At 67.4% G+C, this 18,756-nt stretch carries 17 protein-coding genes; 8 read left to right on the top strand and 9 right to left on the bottom strand.

Going from position 1 to position 18,756, the window contains the following annotated elements:
* Window positions 1–7: 7 nt before the first annotated feature.
* The 4 genes from FS845_RS06710 to FS845_RS06725 all read right to left on the bottom strand — a co-directional run bounded on the left by FS845_RS06710 (window position 8) and on the right by FS845_RS06725 (window position 4,988).
* The gene (locus FS845_RS06710; protein WP_144631700.1) at window positions 8–1,933 is read right to left on the bottom strand and encodes an ABC transporter permease subunit; all 1,926 of its coding nucleotides are present in this window, start codon (window positions 1,931–1,933) and stop codon (window positions 8–10) included.
* Window positions 1,934–1,936: 3 nt separating this feature from the next.
* The gene (locus FS845_RS06715; protein WP_144631703.1) at window positions 1,937–2,809 is read right to left on the bottom strand and encodes a branched-chain amino acid ABC transporter permease; all 873 of its coding nucleotides are present in this window, start codon (window positions 2,807–2,809) and stop codon (window positions 1,937–1,939) included.
* A 130-nt stretch (window positions 2,810–2,939) separates the two neighbouring features.
* Window positions 2,940–4,103 (bottom strand): ABC transporter substrate-binding protein, encoded by a 1,164-nt coding sequence (locus FS845_RS06720; RefSeq protein WP_144631707.1) that lies wholly within the window; start codon window positions 4,101–4,103, stop codon window positions 2,940–2,942.
* A gap of 255 nt (window positions 4,104–4,358) precedes the next feature.
* Window positions 4,359–4,988 carry a LysE/ArgO family amino acid transporter gene (locus FS845_RS06725; protein ID WP_144631710.1) on the bottom strand — a complete coding sequence of 210 codons (630 nt, stop codon included), beginning with the start codon at window positions 4,986–4,988 and terminating at the stop codon, window positions 4,359–4,361.
* A 133-nt stretch (window positions 4,989–5,121) separates the two neighbouring features.
* Between FS845_RS06725 and FS845_RS06730 the strand changes: the two genes are divergently transcribed.
* Together FS845_RS06730 and FS845_RS06735 are read left to right on the top strand one after the other, a co-directional pair.
* Window positions 5,122–6,018: a LysR family transcriptional regulator ArgP gene (locus FS845_RS06730; protein ID WP_144631713.1), complete on the top strand. Its 897-nt coding sequence runs from the start codon at window positions 5,122–5,124 to the stop codon at window positions 6,016–6,018.
* A gap of 49 nt (window positions 6,019–6,067) precedes the next feature.
* Entirely contained in the window at window positions 6,068–6,574 is a 507-nt protein-coding gene (locus tag FS845_RS06735; protein ID WP_144631716.1) for a copper chaperone PCu(A)C, read from the top strand.
* A gap of 132 nt (window positions 6,575–6,706) precedes the next feature.
* On the opposite strand, the gene FS845_RS06740 is transcribed toward FS845_RS06735, so the two are convergent.
* The gene (locus FS845_RS06740) at window positions 6,707–7,672 is read right to left on the bottom strand and encodes a Bug family tripartite tricarboxylate transporter substrate binding protein (protein ID WP_144631719.1); all 966 of its coding nucleotides are present in this window, start codon (window positions 7,670–7,672) and stop codon (window positions 6,707–6,709) included.
* A 101-nt stretch (window positions 7,673–7,773) separates the two neighbouring features.
* Window positions 7,774–8,493 carry a YggS family pyridoxal phosphate-dependent enzyme gene (locus tag FS845_RS06745; RefSeq protein WP_144631722.1) on the bottom strand — a complete coding sequence of 240 codons (720 nt, stop codon included), beginning with the start codon at window positions 8,491–8,493 and terminating at the stop codon, window positions 7,774–7,776.
* A 171-nt stretch (window positions 8,494–8,664) separates the two neighbouring features.
* On the opposite strand from FS845_RS06745, the gene FS845_RS06750 reads away from it, so the two are divergent.
* Together FS845_RS06750 and FS845_RS06755 are read left to right on the top strand one after the other, a co-directional pair.
* Window positions 8,665–9,903 (top strand): PLP-dependent aminotransferase family protein, encoded by a 1,239-nt coding sequence (locus FS845_RS06750; RefSeq protein ID WP_144631725.1) that lies wholly within the window; start codon window positions 8,665–8,667, stop codon window positions 9,901–9,903.
* Window positions 9,904–10,038: 135 nt separating this feature from the next.
* Window positions 10,039–11,061 (top strand): amino acid ABC transporter substrate-binding protein, encoded by a 1,023-nt coding sequence (locus tag FS845_RS06755; protein ID WP_144631727.1) that lies wholly within the window; start codon window positions 10,039–10,041, stop codon window positions 11,059–11,061.
* A gap of 39 nt (window positions 11,062–11,100) precedes the next feature.
* On the opposite strand, the gene FS845_RS06760 is transcribed toward FS845_RS06755, so the two are convergent.
* The 3 genes from FS845_RS06760 to dprA form a co-directional block, all read right to left on the bottom strand.
* A complete protein-coding gene (locus FS845_RS06760; protein ID WP_144631730.1) occupies window positions 11,101–11,583 on the bottom strand; it encodes a hypothetical protein in 483 nt (160 codons plus the stop codon).
* Window positions 11,584–11,687: 104 nt separating this feature from the next.
* Window positions 11,688–12,596 (bottom strand): hydroxymethylglutaryl-CoA lyase, encoded by a 909-nt coding sequence (locus FS845_RS06765; protein WP_144631733.1) that lies wholly within the window; start codon window positions 12,594–12,596, stop codon window positions 11,688–11,690.
* Window positions 12,597–12,698: 102 nt separating this feature from the next.
* Window positions 12,699–13,958, bottom strand: a complete 1,260-nt coding sequence (dprA, locus tag FS845_RS06770) for a DNA-processing protein DprA (RefSeq protein WP_144631736.1) — start codon at window positions 13,956–13,958, stop codon at window positions 12,699–12,701.
* Between the two features lie 192 nt (window positions 13,959–14,150).
* Between dprA and def the strand changes: the two genes are divergently transcribed.
* From def to FS845_RS06790, 4 genes are all read left to right on the top strand, one after another.
* Complete coding sequence (def, locus tag FS845_RS06775) at window positions 14,151–14,663, top strand: peptide deformylase (RefSeq protein ID WP_144631739.1); 513 nt, start codon at window positions 14,151–14,153, stop codon at window positions 14,661–14,663.
* Window positions 14,660–14,938, top strand: coding sequence for a hypothetical protein (locus tag FS845_RS06780; protein WP_144631742.1), 279 nt, complete (start codon window positions 14,660–14,662; stop codon window positions 14,936–14,938). Before def ends, FS845_RS06780 begins: the two co-directional genes overlap by 4 nt.
* A 118-nt stretch (window positions 14,939–15,056) precedes the next feature.
* Entirely contained in the window at window positions 15,057–17,054 is a 1,998-nt protein-coding gene (locus FS845_RS06785) for a hypothetical protein (protein WP_144631745.1), read from the top strand.
* Between the two features lie 255 nt (window positions 17,055–17,309).
* Entirely contained in the window at window positions 17,310–18,467 is a 1,158-nt protein-coding gene (locus tag FS845_RS06790; protein WP_144631748.1) for a helix-turn-helix transcriptional regulator, read from the top strand.
* Window positions 18,468–18,756 lie beyond the last annotated feature (289 nt).

Raw genomic sequence — 18,756 nt, forward strand, 5'->3', positions numbered from 1 at the left:
CTCCGGATCAGGCGGGCTGGCCGCCCAGATACGCTTCGATGACCTTGGGATTGGCCTGCACCTCGCCAGGCAGCCCCTCGGCGATCTTCTGGCCGAAGTCCAGCACCGACACCGTGTCGCACACGCCCATCACCACGTCCATGTGGTGCTCGATCAGGATCAGCGTGATGCCGTGGTCGCGCACCTTGCGGATGATGGTCAGCAGCTCGGCGATGTCCGGCGCGGTCAGGCCCGCGGCGGGTTCGTCCAGCAGCAGCAGTTGCGGGTTCAGCGCCAGCGCGCGGGCGATCTCCAGCAGGCGCTGCTTGCCGTAGGGCAGGTTGCGCGCCTCTTCGGCCGCCAGTTCGCCCAGGCCCACGAACTCCAGCAGCGCCTGCGCCCGCGCGCGGCCGTCGCGTTCCTCGCGATGCCACTTGCCGGTGCGCAGCGCCACGCCGGGCAGGCCGGTGCTGAAGCTGTGGTGCAGGCCCACCAGCACGTTCTCCAGCGCGGTCATCTCGCTGAACAGCTGCACGTTCTGGAACGTGCGGCCCACGCCGGCCGAGGCGATATCGGCCGGCTGCAGGCCCACCAGCGAACGCCCGCCGAACTCCACGCTGCCCGCGGTGGGCACGTAGATGCCGGTCAGCACGTTCATCATCGTGCTCTTGCCCGAGCCGTTGGGGCCGATCAGCCCGTGGATGGTGCCGCGCCTGACCACCAGGTCGACCTGGTTCAGCGCCTTCAGGCCGCCGAACTGCATCAGCACGCCGCGGGCGGCCAGCAGTTCCTCGCCCGCGGTGCCGGCGGTGGTGAAGGGCACCGCGTCGGTGGCGCGCGCCGCGTCCGCCTGCACCGACAGGGCCTTGCGGCGCGCCGAGAACAGCTGGTTGCGCACGAAGCCCACGATGCCGTCCGGCAGGTAGTACACGACGAACAGGATCATCACGCCGAAGATGGTCAGGCGCCAGTCGGTGACCGACTCCAGCCAGAACGCGAAGATCGCCAGCAGGATGGTGCCGACCACGGGTATCGCCAACCGTTGCGCGGTGGCCCGGCCGCGCGCCACGGCCAGCGCCGATCCCAGCGCGACCAGCACGGCCACCGTCAGCGCGATGGTGCGGAAGGTGCCCACGTCGTCCAGCATCTTGGGCAGCAGCACGATGATGGCTGCGCCGAGGATGGCCCCGGTGCGCGTCTTGCGCCCGCCCATGATGATGGCCAGCAGGAACAGGATGGTCAGCTCGAAGTTGTAGGTGTTGGGCGAGATGTACTGCTCGGAATACGAATACAGCGCGCCCGACAGGCCCGCGAAGCCCGCGCTGACCACGAAGGCATACACCTTGTAGCGGTACACCGACACGCCCATGCAATCCGATGCGATCGGGCTGTCGCGCAGGGCTTCGAAGGAGCGGCCCAGGTGCGAGCGCAGCACGCGGTGCGCCACGATCAGCGACAGCACCAGCAGGGCGGCCACGAGCCAGAAGTACTCGCGCTTGTCCAGCATGTGCGCGCCGAACATGGGCTTGGAGATCTTGATGCCCAGCGGGCCTTCGGTCAGGAAGTCCATCTCGTTGATCAGGATCTGGATGATGGTGCCGAAGGCCAGCGTCACCATGGCCAGGTAGGGCCCGATGACGCGCAGCGCGGGCAGTGCCAGCACCGCGCCGAACACCGCGGCGATGGCGATGGCCGCGGGCAGCGTCAGCCAGATGGGCATCTGCAGGTGGAAGAACAGCACGCCGGCCACGTACGAGCCGATGCCGAACAGGCCCGCATGGCCCAGCGAGACCTGCCCCGTGTAGCCCACCACGATGTCCAGCCCGAACAGCAGGATGGAATAGATCATGATGGTCTCGATCAGGTGCAGGTAATACGTGTTGGTCACGCCCAGGGGAATGGCCGCCAGGCACAGCACGCCCGCGATGGCGAGGAATATGCGCAGGGACTTCATCGATTACACCTTCTTGATCGCGGTCTTGCCGAACAGCCCGGCGGGTTTGACGGTCAGCACCAGCAGCAGCAGCACCAGGCCGGGCACGTCCTTGTAGCCTGTTGACAGGTAGAAGCCGGTGGTGGTCTCTGCGATGCCCAGGATCAGGCCGCCCACGACCACGCCCATGCCGCTGGACAGGCCGCCGATGATGGCGACCGCGAAGGCCTTCAGGCCCAGCACCGCGCCCATGGTGGCGCCGGTCAGGGTCAGCGGCGCCACCAGCACGCCCGCGAAGGCGGCGGTCAGCGACGACAGCGCGTACGAGAAGGTGATGACCATGCCGGTGTTGATGCCCATCAGGCCGGCCGCGTCGCGGTCGGCGGCGGTGGCCACGAAGGCCTTGCCGTGGATGGACTTGCGGTTGAAGACTTCGACCAGCAGCATCATGGCCAGCGCGCCGAACACCACCAGCAGTTCCATGGGCAGCACGTTCGCGCCCAGCACCTTCATCGGGGCTTCGGGCAGGGGAGAGGGAAAGCGCAGGTCGTCGCGGCCCCAGACGTTCTCCGCCACGTTGCGGAAGATGATGCCCAGCGCGATGGTGGCCATGATCCACCCGAATTCCGAACGCGTCTTGATGGCGGGGCGCACGCCCACGCGCTCGACCAGCGCGCCCTGCAGCAGGCCGAAGACGCACACGATGGGAATCATCACCCAGTAGTTCACGCCGAGGCCGACCAGTGTCAGGCCGACCAGCGCGCCCAGCATCAGGGACTCGCCCTGGCCGAAGTTCAGCGTGCCCGACGTCGCGAAAGTCAGCTGGTAGCCGAATGCGATGACGGCGTAGATCATGCCCAGCGCGATGCCGCTGTAGATAAGCTGTAGAAGAATCATCGAATACCCGCGGATGAAGGCATCCTTCCCCCATCCCCAGGAGAAGGAAAAACAGGAAACGTGCTGGTCCGAACACCGCGCGGGCCGGCCAGGGCAATGCCCGGCCGGCCCGCGCGGTGCGCTGCGGAAGTTACTGCGCCCTGACCACGCGGCCGCCCTTGACCTCGCCCATCACCACGTTCTTGGCGGAGATGGCGTCATGGTTGTCGTGGTTGAACGGCTTGTCGTAGGTCATCACGACGCCGTCGTACGGCGTCTGCAGGTTCTCGAGCGCCTCGCGCACCTTCACGCCGTCGGTCGAGTTGGCCTGCTTGAAGGCCGCGGCCAGCAGGTAGATCGAATCGTAGGCCTGCGAGGCCGACACCGGCGAGTCGATGCGGTTGTTCTTCGGCTTGAACTTGGCCAGGTAGGCGTCGATGAAGGCCTTGCGCTTGGGCGTGTCCGGATCCTGGATGAAGGTCTGCGGCATGATCGCGCCTTCGCCGTTGGCGCCAGAGTTGTCGATGTAGTTGGCCATGGACAGCGTCCAGCTGCCGATGATCGGCACCTTCCAGCCCAGCTTGGCCATGCCGTTGGCGATCTGCGCCAGTTCGGGGCCGATGCCGTAGGTCAGCACGGCTTCGGCGCCCGCTTCCTTCGACTTCAACAGCTGGGCCGTCATGTCGACGTCCTTGATGTTGAATTTCTCGACGGCCACGGGCTTGACGCCCTTGGCGGCCAGCGCCTTTTCCAGGTCTTCGCGGCCCAGCTGGCCGTAGTTGGTGGAGTCGGCCAGGATGGCGACCTTCTTGAAGCCGCGCTTGGTGACCGCCTCTTCCACGATCATCGGTGCCTGCAGGCTGTCGTGCGCGGCGTTGCGGAAGACGTAGTTGTCCTTGAACTCGGGCGGATTGAACTGGTGCGTGATGACGCTGCCCGTGGCCACGTTGTTGAACACCGGGATCTTGGCGTCCTGGTAGAAGCGCTGCGAGGCCAGCGCCACGCCCGTGTTGATGAAGCCGACGGTGGCGGCGACCTGTTCCTTGTTGATCAGTTCCTGGGCGATCTGCACGCTGCGTTCGTTCTTGGCCTCGTCATCGCGTTCGACGGCCTGGAGCTGGCGCCCGAGCACGCCGCCGTTCTTGTTGATCTCCTCGATGGCCAGGCGCACGCCGTCGCGCATGCTGACACCCATCGACGAGGAACCGCCCGTGAAGGGGCCGGTCACGCCGATCTTGATGTTGTCGGCTGCCTGGGCGGCGGCGCAAAGGGTGAGGGCCAGGGTTCCTGCAAGCAGCTTCAAGCGAAAATCCATCTATGTCTCCGTTTTGGTACTTGTATCGATGGCACTGCAAAACCGCTGCCGGCGAGGACATCGCGTTGCATGGACGACGCGTCGGCTCACCGTGATGGCGTAACTCTCTGCCATATCCCTGACTGCCACCTGAACATTTGTACAGCTTCCGCGTAAACACCTACGCTTTGGTCTGACCATCTCACCCGAATGGATGAAAAGCGCAACGCCGGGCATCGATGCCCGGCGTTGCGTGGCAAAGAAGGTGCAATCGCCCTAGGATGCCAACGCAAGCCGGATGGCCAGGCAGGCCATGACCAGCGCGATCGCGCCGTCCAACACGCGCCAGGCGCGAGGGCTGCCCAGCAACGGCGCGCACAGCCGGGCGCCCAGGCCCAGCACCGCCAGCCAAAGGGCGCTGGCGGTGAGCGCCCCGCCGGCGAACGCCAGGCGGGCTTCGCCGAAGCTGTGGGCCAGCGTGCCCACCAGCACGATGTCCAGCCAGAAGTGCGGATTGACCAGCGTGAAGCCCAGCGCGCCCAGCAGCGCCGCGCGCAGCGTGATGGCGCCCTGGCCGGCCGCGTGCAGCCCGTCGCCCCTCCGCAACGCCCGGCGTGCCGACTGCAGCGCGTACCAGGCCAGGAAAACCACGCCGCCCACCATCATGGCCTCGGTCAGCCACGGCGCGGCCGCCGTCATCACCTGCAGGCCCAGCACGCTGCCGAAGATGAACAGCGCGTCCAGCAGCGCGCAGACCGCCAGGATGCTGCCCAGGTGGGCGCGCATCAGGCCCTGCCGCAGGATGTAGGCGCTTTGGGCGCCCACCACGGCGAACAGGCCCAGGCCGGTGGCGGTGCCACTGAGCCAGGCGCTGAACAGGGGGGAAAGGGCGGCGGTGAACGGCATGCGGGACTCGGCTTCTGCGGCGGCTGTGCGGGCGGCGCGGCATGCGCCGCCCTGTATGAATCCGCATTCTGGCGTGCCGGGCATGGTGAAATACAGCTAATTTCCTTAAAGCAAATTAAGTATTCCTAATCCAATGCAGATCGATCATGCCAACCTGCGCGCGCTGGCCGCGGTGGTGCGCGAAGGCAGCTTCGAACGCGCCGCGGCGGCGCTGCACGTCACGCCATCGGCGGTCTCCCAGCGCATCAAGACGCTGGAGGACCGCATGGGCCGGTTGCTGGTGCAGCGCACCGTGCCTGCGCGCGCCACGCGCGATGGCGAGGTCCTGGTCCACCTGGCCGAGCAGACCGCGCTGCTGGAGCACGATGCGCTGGGTCGCCTGGGCGTGGGGACCGAGGCCCCGCGCGCCAGCATTCCGGTGGCGGTCAACCACGACAGCCTGGAGACCTGGTTCGTCCAGGCGGCCATCCGCTTCTCGGCCCATGCCAACGCCACGCTGGACTTGCAGTCCGAAGACCAGGACCACACCGCCGCGCTGCTGCGCAACGGCTCGGTGCTGGGCGCGGTCACCACGCTGTCCGAGGCCGTGCAGGGTTGCCGCATCCATGCACTGGGCAGCATGCGTTACGTGGCGACCTGCACGCCCGAATTCCATGCGCGGCACTTCGCGCAAGGGGTCAGCGCGCGCACATTGGCGCAAGCTCCCGTGCTGGTGTTCAACCGCAAGGATGCGCTGCAGGCGCGGTTCGCGCGGCGCATCATGCGCGGCACGCCGTGGCGGCCGCCGGTGTGGTGGCTGCCGTCGACGCGCGCCTTCGTGCAGGCCACGCTGGGCGGGCTGGGCTGGACCATGAACCCCCTGATGCTGGTGCGACAGGAGATCGAGGCCGGCACGCTGGTGCCGCTGCGGGCGCGCGCCTGGGAAGACGTGCCGCTGTACTGGCAGCATTGGCGGGTAAACTCGCAGGCGATGAACGCCTTGACCGACGCGGTCCTGGCGGCCGCCCGCGTGCTGGTCCGGCGGCGCTGAATCCGCCCGCGCCGCGCGCCGGGCCCGACACCTACCGGAGACTTCCATCATGACGATCCGTAATCTTGCCCTGGCCGCTGCCCTGAGCATGTGCGCCGCCACCGCCTGGGCCGACAGCTACAAGGCCGGCCAGATCGAGGTCGACGACCTGTGGGTGCGCGCCACCGCCCCGGGCCAGCCCAACGGCGCGGGCTACTTCGAGATCGAGAACGAAGGCAAGACGGCCGACCGCCTGGTGTCGGTGCGCTCGGACGCCGCCGAGCGCGTCGAACTGCACAACGTCGTCACCGAGAATGGCGTGGCCCGCATGCGTGCTGTCGATGGCGGTGTCGAAGTGCCGGCCGGCGGCGAACTGAAGTTCGCGCCCGGCGGCTACCACGTGATGTTCCTGAAGGTGAAGGGCGCCTTCGCCGAGGGCAAGGACGTGCCCGCCACGCTGACCTTCGAGAAGGCCGGCGACGTGGCCGTGAAGTTCACGGTGAAGCCGCTGTCCTACAGCCCCGGCGCGGGCGGCCACGCCATGGGTGGCCACGACATGGGCGGCATGAAGCACTGAGGCGGCCTGTCCGGACCGCCGCAGGGCTGGCTGGCGCAATCCCCGGCTTCGTAAAGCAAGGCGCCTGGTGCACGACGTGCCCAGGCGCCTTTGCTCATCGGCGGGCCGGCGCGGGGCAGGCCCATGCTTGGGTCACTCCAGCCTGATGCCGGCCTTCTTGATCACCTGCGCCCACGTGTCGCGTTCCTCGGCGGCATAGCGCGCGAAGTCCTTCGGACCCATCGGCATCGGCTGCACGCCCATGTCGGCCAGCTTCTGCGCGATCTCGGGCGATTTCATCGTGGCTTCCAGCTGCGCGGACAGCTTCTGCACCACGTTGTCCGGCAGGCCCGCGGGGCCGACCAGTCCCTGCCACGCGTAGGCCGTGAAGTCTGCCACCCCGGCTTGCGCCATGGTGGGCGCGTCCGGCAGCGCCGACACGCGCTCGGGCGTGGCCGAGGCCAGCACGCGCAGCTTGCCCGCCTTCACGTTGGGCAGGCCGGCGGCCAGGTCGATGAACATCATGTCCACCTGTCCGCCCAGCAGGTCCTGGATCGCGGGCGCGGCGCCCTTGTAGGGCACGTGCAGCACGTCCACGCCGGCACGCTGCTTGAACAGCTCCAGTGCCAGGTGATGCGGCGAACCCGAGCCCGCCGACGCCGCGGTCAGCTTGCCCGGCGTCTTGCGCGCGGACTGCAGCACGTCGTCCACCGACTTGAAGGGCGAGTCGGCGCGTACCGCCAGCAACAGCGGAAAGCGCGCGATGCCGCCGATGTAGGTGAATCGGGTCGGGTCGTAAGCCAGCTTGGCGTACAGCGACGGGTTGAAGGCCAGCGTGCCCGTGTCGGCCGTGCCGATCATGTAGCCGTTGGGTTCGGCGCCGGCAATGGCCGTGGCGCCCACGATGGTGGCCGCGCCGGGCCGGTTCTCGACCACGATGGTCTGGCCCAGCGGCTTCTCCATGCCGCTGGCCACCGCGCGCGCCACTACGTCGGCGCCGCCGCCGGCCGGGTAGGGCACGATCCAGCGGATCGGTTGGGTGGGCCACTGCTGCGCGCCGGCGGCAGCGGCGAACGACAGGGCGGCAAGCGCCAGCAGGCGCCTCGCAAGAATGCGCATGGGGTGTCTCCTCGTGCGGGATGGATGATGGATCGTCATGGCGGACGGCATCGGCCGTCTCGCGCAGGCGGCTATTATGCGCCGCGTGCCTCCGGTAACGACTACACGCCATAGTCCCGCGCGCCGAACAGCGCGCTGCCGATGCGGATCTCGGTGGAGCCTTCCTCGATGGCCAGCTCGAAATCGCCGCTCATGCCCATCGACAGCCGGTCCAGCGACACGCCGTCGATGCCTTCGCCGCGCAGCTGGTCGCGCAACTCGCGCAGCCGCGCGAAACAGGCACGCACCGCCTTGGGATCGTCGGAATTCACCGCCAGCGTCATCAGCCCCTGCACGCGCAGGGCGGGGCAGTCTCGCGCCACGGTGCGCAGCAGGGACGGCAGCTCCTCCGGCGCCAGGCCGAACTTGCTGGGTTCGGGCGAGGTCTTGACCTGCACCAGCACGTCGAGCGTGCGATCTTCCTGCTCCAGCCGCCGCTGCAAGGCCTCCGCCAGCTCCAGGCGGTCCAGCGACTGCACCTCGAAGGCATCGCGCGCGGCGTCCTTGGCCTTGTTGGTCTGCAGGTGGCCGATCATCACCCACTGCAGGCCCAGGTCGGCCAGCGGGCCGGCCTTCTGGCGGATCTCCTGCGTCTTGTTCTCGCCGAAGCGGCGCAGGCCCAGGGAAGCGGCTTCGCGCACCGCCTCGGCGTCGAAGGTCTTGCTGACGGGCAGCAGCGCCACGCCGTCGGCGGGCCGCCCCGCGCGTACGCAGGCGGCGGCCATGCGCGCGCGGATCGCCGCCAGCCGGCCGGCCATGGAAGTCGAGGAAGAGGTGCTCATGGATGTGCTGCCACCAGAAACGCCCGAGGGCTCGTGCACCGATTATCCCATCTCGGCCGTCGCGTTGACCCTGCCTGGAGGCAGGCATAGAATCGGCCGGAATTCGCATATATCCAGATCGTCTTTCCCTTCGGCGCGCCCGCGCATCCCCCCTTTCCCTTCCCGCCCACCATGTCCGCCGCCGCGCAGCAATACCCTTTCGCCGCTCCCTTCCAGCAGCAGTACATTCCCCCGATCCGCTCCCTGATGCCCTACGCGCTGCGCCCGGGCACCGTCTCGCTGGCCGGCGGCTATCCCGCGCAGGAACTGTTCGACCTCGAGGGGCTGGGCGAGGCGTCCACCCAGGTGCTGGCGCGCCTGGGTTCCTGCCTGCAGTATTCCAACATCGATGGGCAGGCCAGCCTGCGCAACGAGCTGGCGCGGCTGTCCGCGCAGCGCGGCATCACATGCGACGCCGATACCGAACTGGCCGTCACCGGCGGATCGCAGCAGGCCATGGCCCTGGTCGCGCGCGTGATGCTGCAGCACGGCGACTGCGCCATCGTCGAGAATCCCGCCTTTCCCAACACGGTGAACGCGTTCTCGTATACCGGCGCCACCGTGCACACCGTGCCGTCGGGCCCGCTGGGCATCGACGTCGACGCGCTGGACGAGCTGGCCGGCCGGGTCAAGCCCAAGATCGTCAGCGTGGTGGCCTCGTTCTCGAATCCCTGTGGCGCCACGCTGGGGCGCGCCCAGCGGGTGCGCCTGCTGGAACTGGCCGTCAAGCACAACTTCCTGATCGTCGAGGACGATCCCTACGGCGAGCTGCGCTTCGCCGGCGAGATGATTCCGCCCATCATGGCACTGGCCGAGGGCGAGGCGCGCAACCGCGCCGTCTATATCTCCAGCATGTCCAAGACCATGGCGCCCGGGCTGCGCATCGGCTGGCTGGTCGCGCCCGCCGACGTGCGCCGCCGCTGCGTGGCCGCCAAGGCCGCCGACGACATGGCCTGCCCGGCCTGGATCCAGGAGATCGTGGCCCAGTACCTGGCCAACGATCGCTACGCCGTGCACGTGCCGCGCATCCGCGAGGCCTACGGCAAGCGCTGCGACGCCATGGCCGACGCGCTGTCGCGCGACATGGCCGGCCACATCGAATTCATCAAGCCCGAAGGCGGCATGTTCTTCTGGGCGCGCCTGACCGGCGACATCGACGCCACGCGCCTGCTGCCCTACGCCATCGAGAAGGAAGTGGTCTACGTGCCCGGCAAGGCCTTCTATGCCAACGAGGCCGGCGCCGATCGCCACGCCATGCGCATGTCGTTCGCCACCATGAACGAGGCGCAGATCGCCCTGGGCATCGAGCGTCTGGGCCTGGCCATGCAGGCCTGCGAAGCCGGCGAACCGACCTCGATCACGCTGCCCTGACGCCGTCCGCGGCGCGCCGCCCTCAACCGGATATAAGCAAGGATGCCGGGGAAATTTGGCGGCGCGGCCCGCTGTCGCTAAGCTTCTCCCATCGAAGGCGGCGCCATCCGGCCCGCCTGCCGAAGGAGAAGCGACATGAAGACCCGGAAAACGGCACAGTATCTGCTGGGCGCGGCCCTGATGGCGGGCGCCCTGGGCGCGCAGGCGGCCACGCTGGACGTAGTGAAACAGCGTGGCGCCGTGGTGTGCGGCACCACCACCGGCTTCGCCGGATTCTCGGCGCCCGACGACAAGGGCACGTGGAAAGGCCTGGACGTGGACCTGTGCCGCGCGGTGGCCGCGGCCGTGTTCGGCGATGCGTCCAGGATCAAGATCGTGCCGCTGAATTCGCAGCAGCGCTTTACCGCCCTGCAATCGGGCGAGATCGACGTGCTCACGCGCAACACCACCGTGACGCAACAGCGCGACACCGGCCTGGGCATCATCCACGCCGGCATCAACTTCTACGACGGCCAGGGCTTCCTGGTGCCCAAGTCGCTGGGCGTGAAAAGCGCCAAGGAACTGAACGGCGCCTCGATCTGCCTGCAGACGGGCACGTCCAACGAGAACACGCTGGCCGACTGGGCGCGCGCCAACAAGGTCACCTACAAGCCCGTGGTGATCGAGACATTCGACGCCGTGGTCAACGCCTTCGCCTCGGGTCGCTGCGACGTGTTCAGCACCGACGCCTCGGGCCTGGCCTCGATCCGCATCTCGAAGCTGCAGAAGCCCGACGACTACGTCGTGCTGCCCGAGATCATCTCGAAAGAGCCGCTGGGCCCTTTCGTGCGCCAGGGCGACGATGCCTGGCTGAACGTGGTGCGCTGGTCGCTGTCGGCCATGATCGAGGCCGAGGAATACGGCGTCACCTCGGCCAACGTGGACGAGCAGGCGAAAGGCGACAATCCCAATGTGCGCCGCATCCTGGGCACGACGCCGGGCGCGGGCAAGAACATGGGCCTGGACGACAAGTGGGCCTATAACATCGTCAAGCAGGTGGGCAACTATGGCGAGAGCTTCGAGCGCAACGTGGGGCAGGGCAGCCCGCTGAAGATTTCCCGCGGCTTGAACCGGCAGTGGACGGACGGCGGCCTGATGTACGCGCTGCCGATCCGCTGAGCGGCCGGCGCACGGGGCCGCGCGGCGCCGGCGGCAGCGCTACTGGCGCGCCCGCCCCTGGTACAGCGCCGAGATCTTCTCGAATGCCGTCTGCAGTTCGCGCGTGCCGCCCTGGAACACCACGGGCGGGCCGCGATGCGGGAACACCACCAGGCGCTTCGAGAACAGCAGGGGCACGAAACGCGCGAAATGGATGTCGTGCCAGGCCACGTGGCGCGGCCGGATCCAGCTCTGGTGCAGGCCGGTTTCATCGATGGTGGTGACGGCCGTCTGCATGTGCAGCGATACGAAGCCCAGCGCCAGGAAGCACAGCGCCACGAAGCCCGCCATGATCCAGTTGGCGTGTTCCTGCGGCATGCGGATGGCCGCGCTGATGGCCTGTACGCCGACCACCGCCAGCACCACCCAGGCCAGGATGCGGACCCAGTCGGGCCACGCCTGGCCCGACAGCGGAAGCGGGCCGATCTCGTTCAGCAGCGCTTCGTGCTCCAGGTTGGTGGGAGCGGATGACGCGTCGGTCATGGAGCGGGTTCCTCGTCGCGTAAAAAGGCCGCTGGGCGGGGACGCGCCCATTCTACGAAAAACCGCGCCGCCCTGGCGCGTGTGCGGGGTCCGGCCGCGCGGCGTCAGGCGGCTCTCTTGGCGGCGATGGCGTTGCCGGCGCGGCTGCCGCCGGCGCGTTGCAGGTAGGCCGAGATCCACTGGCCGGTGTCGACCACCGCGTCGAAGTCCACGCCGGTATCGATGTCCAGGCCGCGCAGCATGTACAGCACGTCTTCGGTGGCCACGTTGCCGGTCGCGCCCTTGGCGTAGGGGCAGCCGCCCAGGCCAGAGGCCGAGGCGTGGAAGATGCCGATGCCGACTTCCAGCGAGGCCAGGATGTTGGCCAGCGACTGCCCGTAGGTGTCGTGGAAATGGCCCGAGACGCGCGCCGGGTCGATCACCTGCGTGACGGCGCTCATCACTTCGCGCACGCGGCGCGGCGTGCCCACGCCGATGGTGTCGGCCACGTCGACCTCGTCGCAGCCCAGCGCCATGTAGCGCCGCACCACGTCGACCACGGCCTCGATGGGCACCTCGCCCTGGTAGGGGCAGCCCAGCGCGCAGCTGATGCTGCCGCGCAAACGCACGCCGGCTGCCTTGGCAGCCTGCGCCACCGGTTCGAAGCGCGCGATGGATTCTGCGATGGAGCAGTTGATGTTCTTCTGCGAGAAGGCTTCGCTGGCGGCGCCGAAGATCACCACTTCGTCGGCCTTGGCCGCCAGCGCGCCCTCCAGGCCCTTCATGTTGGGCGTCAGCACGGAATAGATCGTGCCCAGGCGGCGCGCGATGCCGGCCATGACCTCGGCGCCGTCGGCCATCTGCGGGACCCACTTGGGCGACACGAAGGACGCGGCCTCGACGTTGGCGAAGCCCGCTGCGGACAGCCGGTCGATCAGCTCGATCTTCACCTCGGTGGGCACGAAGGTCTTTTCGTTCTGCAGGCCGTCGCGGGGAGCCACTTCGACGATCTTGGCGCGGGTGGGCAATGCCATGGGTAAATCCTGTCTCGGGGATGGAGGGCCGGGCGTGGACGCCCGTTTTCCCAATAGTAGTCCCGCAGGGCCCGCCGCGTCGTGCAGGGCACCGGGGGCGGCTTACTTCAAGCGCTGGAAACGGCCGCCGTCGATGCGGGCCACGTAGCCCTGCAGTTCGAGTTCCAGCAATTGCGTCTGCAGGGTAGAGGTGTCCAGGCCGGTGCGCGCCTGCAGGGTGTCGGCGTGCAGGGGGTCGAAGCCGAGCGCGCGCAGCAGCGGGTGGTCACGGTCCGGGCTGCCTGCGGGCGTGGCGTTCATGGCGGGCGGGTAAGGCGCCTGTCCGGCGGCCTGATCCGATGCCTGCCCGGCAACCTGTTCCAACTCCTCCCTGGAGGCATGCTCCGCAACCGGCGCCGGCGTGGCGGACGCCGGTTGCCGCCGGCTCCTGCGGCCGCGCGGCGGCTCGGCGGGCGGGGCGCCCATCGTACCCAGTTCGTCCGTGATGTCCTGCGCCGTCTCGACCAGCTTGGCGCCTTGCCGGATGAGCGCATGGCAGCCGCGCGAAAGCGGCGAGTGGATGGAGCCCGGGATCGCGAAGACCTCGCGTCCGCCCTCCGCGGCCAACCGCGCGGTGATCAGCGAGCCGCTCTGGCGCGCCGCCTCGACCACCAGCACGCCGCGCGCCAGGCCGGCCACCAGGCGGTTGCGTTGCGGGAAGTGGTGCTTCAGGGCCGGCGTGCCCAGCGGCAGTTCGCTGATCAGCGCGCCCTGGGCGGCGATGCGGTGCGCCAGGTCGCGGTGGCTGGCCGGGTAGACCCGGTCGATGCCGGTGCCCATCACCGCCACCGTGCCCGCGCCGGCCGGTCCAGCCGACAGGGCGCCCTCGTGCGCGGCCGCGTCGATGCCCTGGGCCAGGCCGCTGATCACGCACCAGCCGTGGCCGGCCAGGTGCCGGGCGAAAGCCCGCGCGTTGTCCTCGCCGCCCGGCGTGGCGCTGCGCGCGCCCACCACGGCCAGCGCCGGACCCGTGAGGCGTGCCGGATCGCCCGTGACGTACAGCAGCACCGGCGGGTCGGCGATGTTGAGCAACTGCTGCGGGTAGGCGGGATCGGACAGCGTCAGGATGTGGCGGCCGGGCTCGGCCACCCACTGCAGCGTGCGTTCGATCTGCGCCCGCACCTCGTCGGACGGCGGCCCGGCCAGCTGGATGGCCAGGTTCTGCGGCACGTGGCGTGCCAGCGTGGCGGCGCCGTGGTCGTAGATTTCTTCAGGCAGGCCCAGGGCCGCCAGCAGCGTGTAGGCCGTGGCGGGGCCCACGCCCGGTTCCAGGGACAGGCGCAGCCAGGCGGACAGTTCGGCTAAGGAGTGCGACAGGGGCATCGGGCAGGGCGGGATGGCGCCGGCGCAGGGCCAGCCATCAGGAAAAAGACGCACAGTGTCGCATGGCCCGGCAGGCCGCCGTGCTGCAAACGGCACTCCTGCGCTATGCGGCTTTTAGCGGAAAACTATTAGAAATCAAGCCCCTGATCAACTATGATGTAACACCAAGGTTTTCCGAACACGGCTTTTTCCATGGCACTGCTTCCCATCCTCCGATTCCCCGATCCTCGCCTGCACAAGAAGGCCAAGCCGGTCGCGGTGGTGGACGACCGCATCCGGAAGCTGGTTCGCGACATGGCGGACACCATGTACGAAGCGCCCGGCGTCGGCCTGGCGGCCACGCAGGTCGACGTGCACGAACGCGTCATCGTCATCGACGTCTCCGAGGACGGCAACCAGCTGCGCGCGCTCATCAATCCAGAAATCGTCTGGAAGAGCGACGAACGCCAGACCTACGAAGAAGGCTGCCTGTCCGTGCCCGGCATCTACGACGAGGTCGAACGCGCGGCACGCATCCGCTGCAAGGCCCTCGACGAAAATGGCAAGCCCTACGAGTTCGAGGCCGACGGCCTGCTGGCCGTGTGCGTGCAGCATGAAATCGATCACCTCGACGGCAAGGTATTCGTCGAATATCTGTCGTCGCTCAAGCAGAACCGCATCAAGACCAAGATGAAGAAGGCCGAGCGCGATACGCAGAAGGCTTGAGCGTCGAGGCGGGTGTTGTTTTTTACGGAAAGTTTTTATCCGGAATAACCCTGCTTGATAATCGCAGGCCTTTGCTCGGGATATTTTCCCGAGCCATTTTTCAAGCGGTCTTCCCGAGCGTAGTTCCCATCTTCCATAAAGGCGCCCGCTGGGGCGCTTTTATCTTTGCCTGCCCGTCCGGATATTCGCGCCATGTCTCGTGCGCTAAAACCGCCACGCCTAGCGGGATTCCTCTTTTCGTTTTTTCTGTTTCCCGCGATCCATTACCCATTTGAGGTATGGACGCGTTTCGTTGCGCCCCGATAGACTCGGTCGCCTTCAGCGATCACCGGTTTTCCGGTTGATCGCGGGCAGCGGGACATATACCTCACGCAGGCATTTTCGGAGCAATTCATGGATTACAAAATGGGCCGCCGGGTGTTGCCGGCTTTGGTGAGCATCGCGCTTCTGAGCCTGGCCGGTTGCGGCGGCGGGGGCGGAGATGGCGATGACGACAATGGCGCCAGCAATCCTCCGGCCACCACGCCGGTCGCAGCAACCCGCCTGACCGGCACGGCCGCCACGGGCGCCGCGCTGGCCAACGTGGCCATCAGCCTGACCGACGCCACGGGCAAGGTGCTGACCTCGAAGACCGACGCCGATGGCTCCTTCGTGTTCGACATCAGCGGCGCCAAGGCGCCGTTCGTGCTGGTGGCGGCCGATCCGCTGGGTCGCTCGGTGCCCGTGGTGTCGCTGCTGTCCGAAGTGCCCACCGCCGCCGGCAAGGCGCCCACCGCCGTTGTCAACCTGACGCCGCTTACCACCGCCGTGGCCGCGCTGCTGACCAAGTCAGGAGACCCTCTGGAGCTGGCCAAGAATCCCGCTCTGGCCAACGTGTCGCCCGCCACGCTGCAAGCCGCCGTCGCTGCGCTGAAGACGATACTGGCCGACATTCTGTCCGCCAATGGCGTGCCCGCCAATTTCGATCCTTTCACCACGGCATTTGTTGCCGACCACAGCGGTGTCGATGCCGTCATCGACTCGCTGTCCGTGCAGAACACGACCGGTGGCCTGCGTATTGCTTCGATCGGCGATACCGCCGCCGGCCTCGTTCTGAATCAGGACGCGCTGTCCTCCGGTGCCCTAGGCCAGAAATTGGCCAAACCTCCCGTTGCTGCCAACTATCTGGCTGCTCTGCCTGCTGCGTTGCAGAGGTGTCTGGCCGACGGCCGCATCGGCAGCAGCGAGGCCGCCTGCGCCACGGCCATTTCGTCCGGCTATCGCTTCAACGGCCTGACCAACTTCGTCGACGCACATATCGAAGCGGCCGCAGGCGTCACCGCCGTGGGAACGCCCAAAACGTTGACCCTGCTGAACGACGGCAAGCGTGCGCTGGTGCAGATTCCGTATACGCTGGCCAACGGCACCACCGGCTCGTGGACCGAGTTCGTGGTAAACACGCCCAATGGCGGCTGGCAGGTCGACGGCAACCAGCAGGTCTACGAGGTCCGCCTGCGCAGCTTCCTGAGCCGCGTGCGGATCCTCTCCAGCCCCGGCACGGACCACCTGGAGGCCGGCGTGCAGTTCGGTATCCCTGCCGGCGGCAAGATTGGCGAAGAAACTGTGACCTATGCGTCCGTTGCCGGTCCCGGCATTGCCGGCAAGGCATGGCTGGCGCCGCGTTATGCACAGGGTGCCGCTTCGTTGGGCCTGCTCCAGGGCACGATGGAATCCCTGCCCAGCCCGCCGTTCCAAATCAATGGCTACGACACGGCGCTGTACCGCTGGTCGTGGATCCCGCTGAACGAGGACAACCACTACACCGCACCCTACTGGCCGGGCGTCTACAACCGCGCCACTCGCGTGTACGACGCCAGCACGATCCCGCCGTACTCCGCCTATACCGTTACGTTCTTCAATGCAGACGGGGTAAAGATCGGAGAAAGCGCGGTCATCAATCCCGCTCTGCCGATGATCGCCGATGCGGGCCGCACCCTGAACGCGTGGCGCGACCTGACCCAGGAGAGTTCGGATGCTTTCCTGTCGCCCTCGGGTGCGCAGGCTGGAGAAGTACCGTCGGTGACGCTGTCCTGGACCGAGACGGTCATCAATGGCGTCAACGTCACGCCGGCATTGGCGACGACCCAGGTCAAGAGCACCGATGCGGTGGGCTTTGGCGTTCATGGCAATCGTCGCCGTGGGGATGTGCCCACTGTCTCAAATGGTGTATACAGCCTGACCATTACGGCCGGCGTGCCGCAGAACGGTACGGCGTCCGTATGCGACCCGGCTTGCAGCTTCCTGGCGTTGACGCCTGGCGTGAATCGCCTGATCGAGTTCAGCGGCACGCTGAGTGAAGCGGCCATTTATGACGATACGTCTTTCTACAACGCGGGACAGCTCCGAAACTAGCGATGGCTGTTGCCGGGACGCCCGCGCGTTCCGGCATTGTCGTCTTACTAAGTGCGCACGCCGATCCGTGCGCATTTTGCTTTTTACGCCGCAAATTCATTCACGGCCGCGGTTGTTTCGATTTGCTCGTGCGCTGGTGTTGCAAGCGGTCGTGGCGCCGGCGCCGCATTCGGCCCATCCATGTGTAACTTCCCACCCATATTTCGTACGATGTTGTAACGTGTACGAAACTATTAACAGGGTGGGACGGGTTTCATGGATGTGTCGTATGCACGTTATGACGCGCTAGTGCATGCGTTATACGAGGCCGCGCTGCATCCGTCCGCGTGGGGGCGTTTCTTTGCCGACCTCAGCCTGGCTCTGGACGTGCCCACCGTCCATCTCATGGCGGTGGACAAGCGCCATGGCCTGGTGGCCTACCTGGACGGGCACAACCTTCCCGCGCCGTCCCGCATGCGCTACCTGCAGCAGAACGGCCGTATCCACCCGCGCGCGGCCGTGCTCGCGCCGTATGCCGTCGGCCACTGGCTGCATTCGCATGAGCACTGCGACGATGCCTTGGTCTCGGCGGACCCCTTCTTCCAGGAACTGCTGATTCCCAATGGCCTGCGCCACGTGTCGGGCTGCAAGCTGCTGGACGACGAGGCGACCTGCGCCTTTTTCTCGGTGCTGCGCGGTGTCGACCAGCCGCCGCTGGGGCCGGACGAGATCAGCCTGCTCGAACGCCTGACCCCGCATCTGCGCCGCGCCGCGCAGTTGCAGAGCGGCCGCTTCGCATCCTCGACCCAGGCGCTGATCGGGCGTGCGCTGGTGAATAAACTGCGCCAGCCGCTGGCGCTGCTGGGGGCCGACGGCACCGTGGTGTCGGTCAACGACGCCTGCCGGCGGCTGCTGGAGGCGACGCCCCTGCTGGCGTCGGCGGGCGGCATGCTGCGGCTGCCCGAACCCTATCAGCAGCAGTTCATGGAAGGCTGTTGCGCCATGGCGGCAAGCCTGGGCGACGCTGCCGGCGCGGCGATGGGGTATCGATCGATGCAGATCGCCTCGCCCGACTTTCCCGACGCGGGCAGCGACGTGCTGTATGCGTTCTATACCTTGCTGCTGCCCGAGCCCCGGGCCGACGCTTACGGCATGCAGCCCTTGATGCTGGTGCTGTTCCACCATCCCGCCACCGCCGCGCCGCTGGACGCGGAACTGCTGGCCGAGACCTTCGACCTGACGCCGTCCGAACTGCGCGTCAGCCGCATGCTGGCCGGAGGTTATACGGTGAAGGAAATCGCTTCGCGTGCCGGCGTGCAGCACGACACGGTGCGCAAGCAACTGCAATCCATCTATCGCAAGACCACGACCAGCCGGCAGGCCGACCTGATACGGCTGATGCTGCAGCTGCCGTCCAACGCCTTCATGGCCTGAGTCCACGCTGGCTCCTGCCAAGCGGGCAGTGCGCATCACCAGCGCATTCCGCAAAATTTTGTATCAAGTTGCACGTTTCAGACACTTTTGGCATTGCTGAAACACAAATTGCAAGATTTTTCGCGATACTCCTCGCAGATCCGGGAATGTCGCGCTTCAAGCGGCTTTCCAGCGCCGCTGCGCCCCTGAATGCGCCATGTTGGCCCCGCCCGCCAGGCAGCCGCAAAAAATACGAGCCGTGATCGCGCCGGCCCCGCTGTTCGGGCCAACTTCGACAGTGCCTTCAACC

It is taken from the genome of Bordetella genomosp. 13 (genome assembly GCF_007679965.1).
Lineage (GTDB): Bacteria > Pseudomonadota > Gammaproteobacteria > Burkholderiales > Burkholderiaceae_B > Bordetella.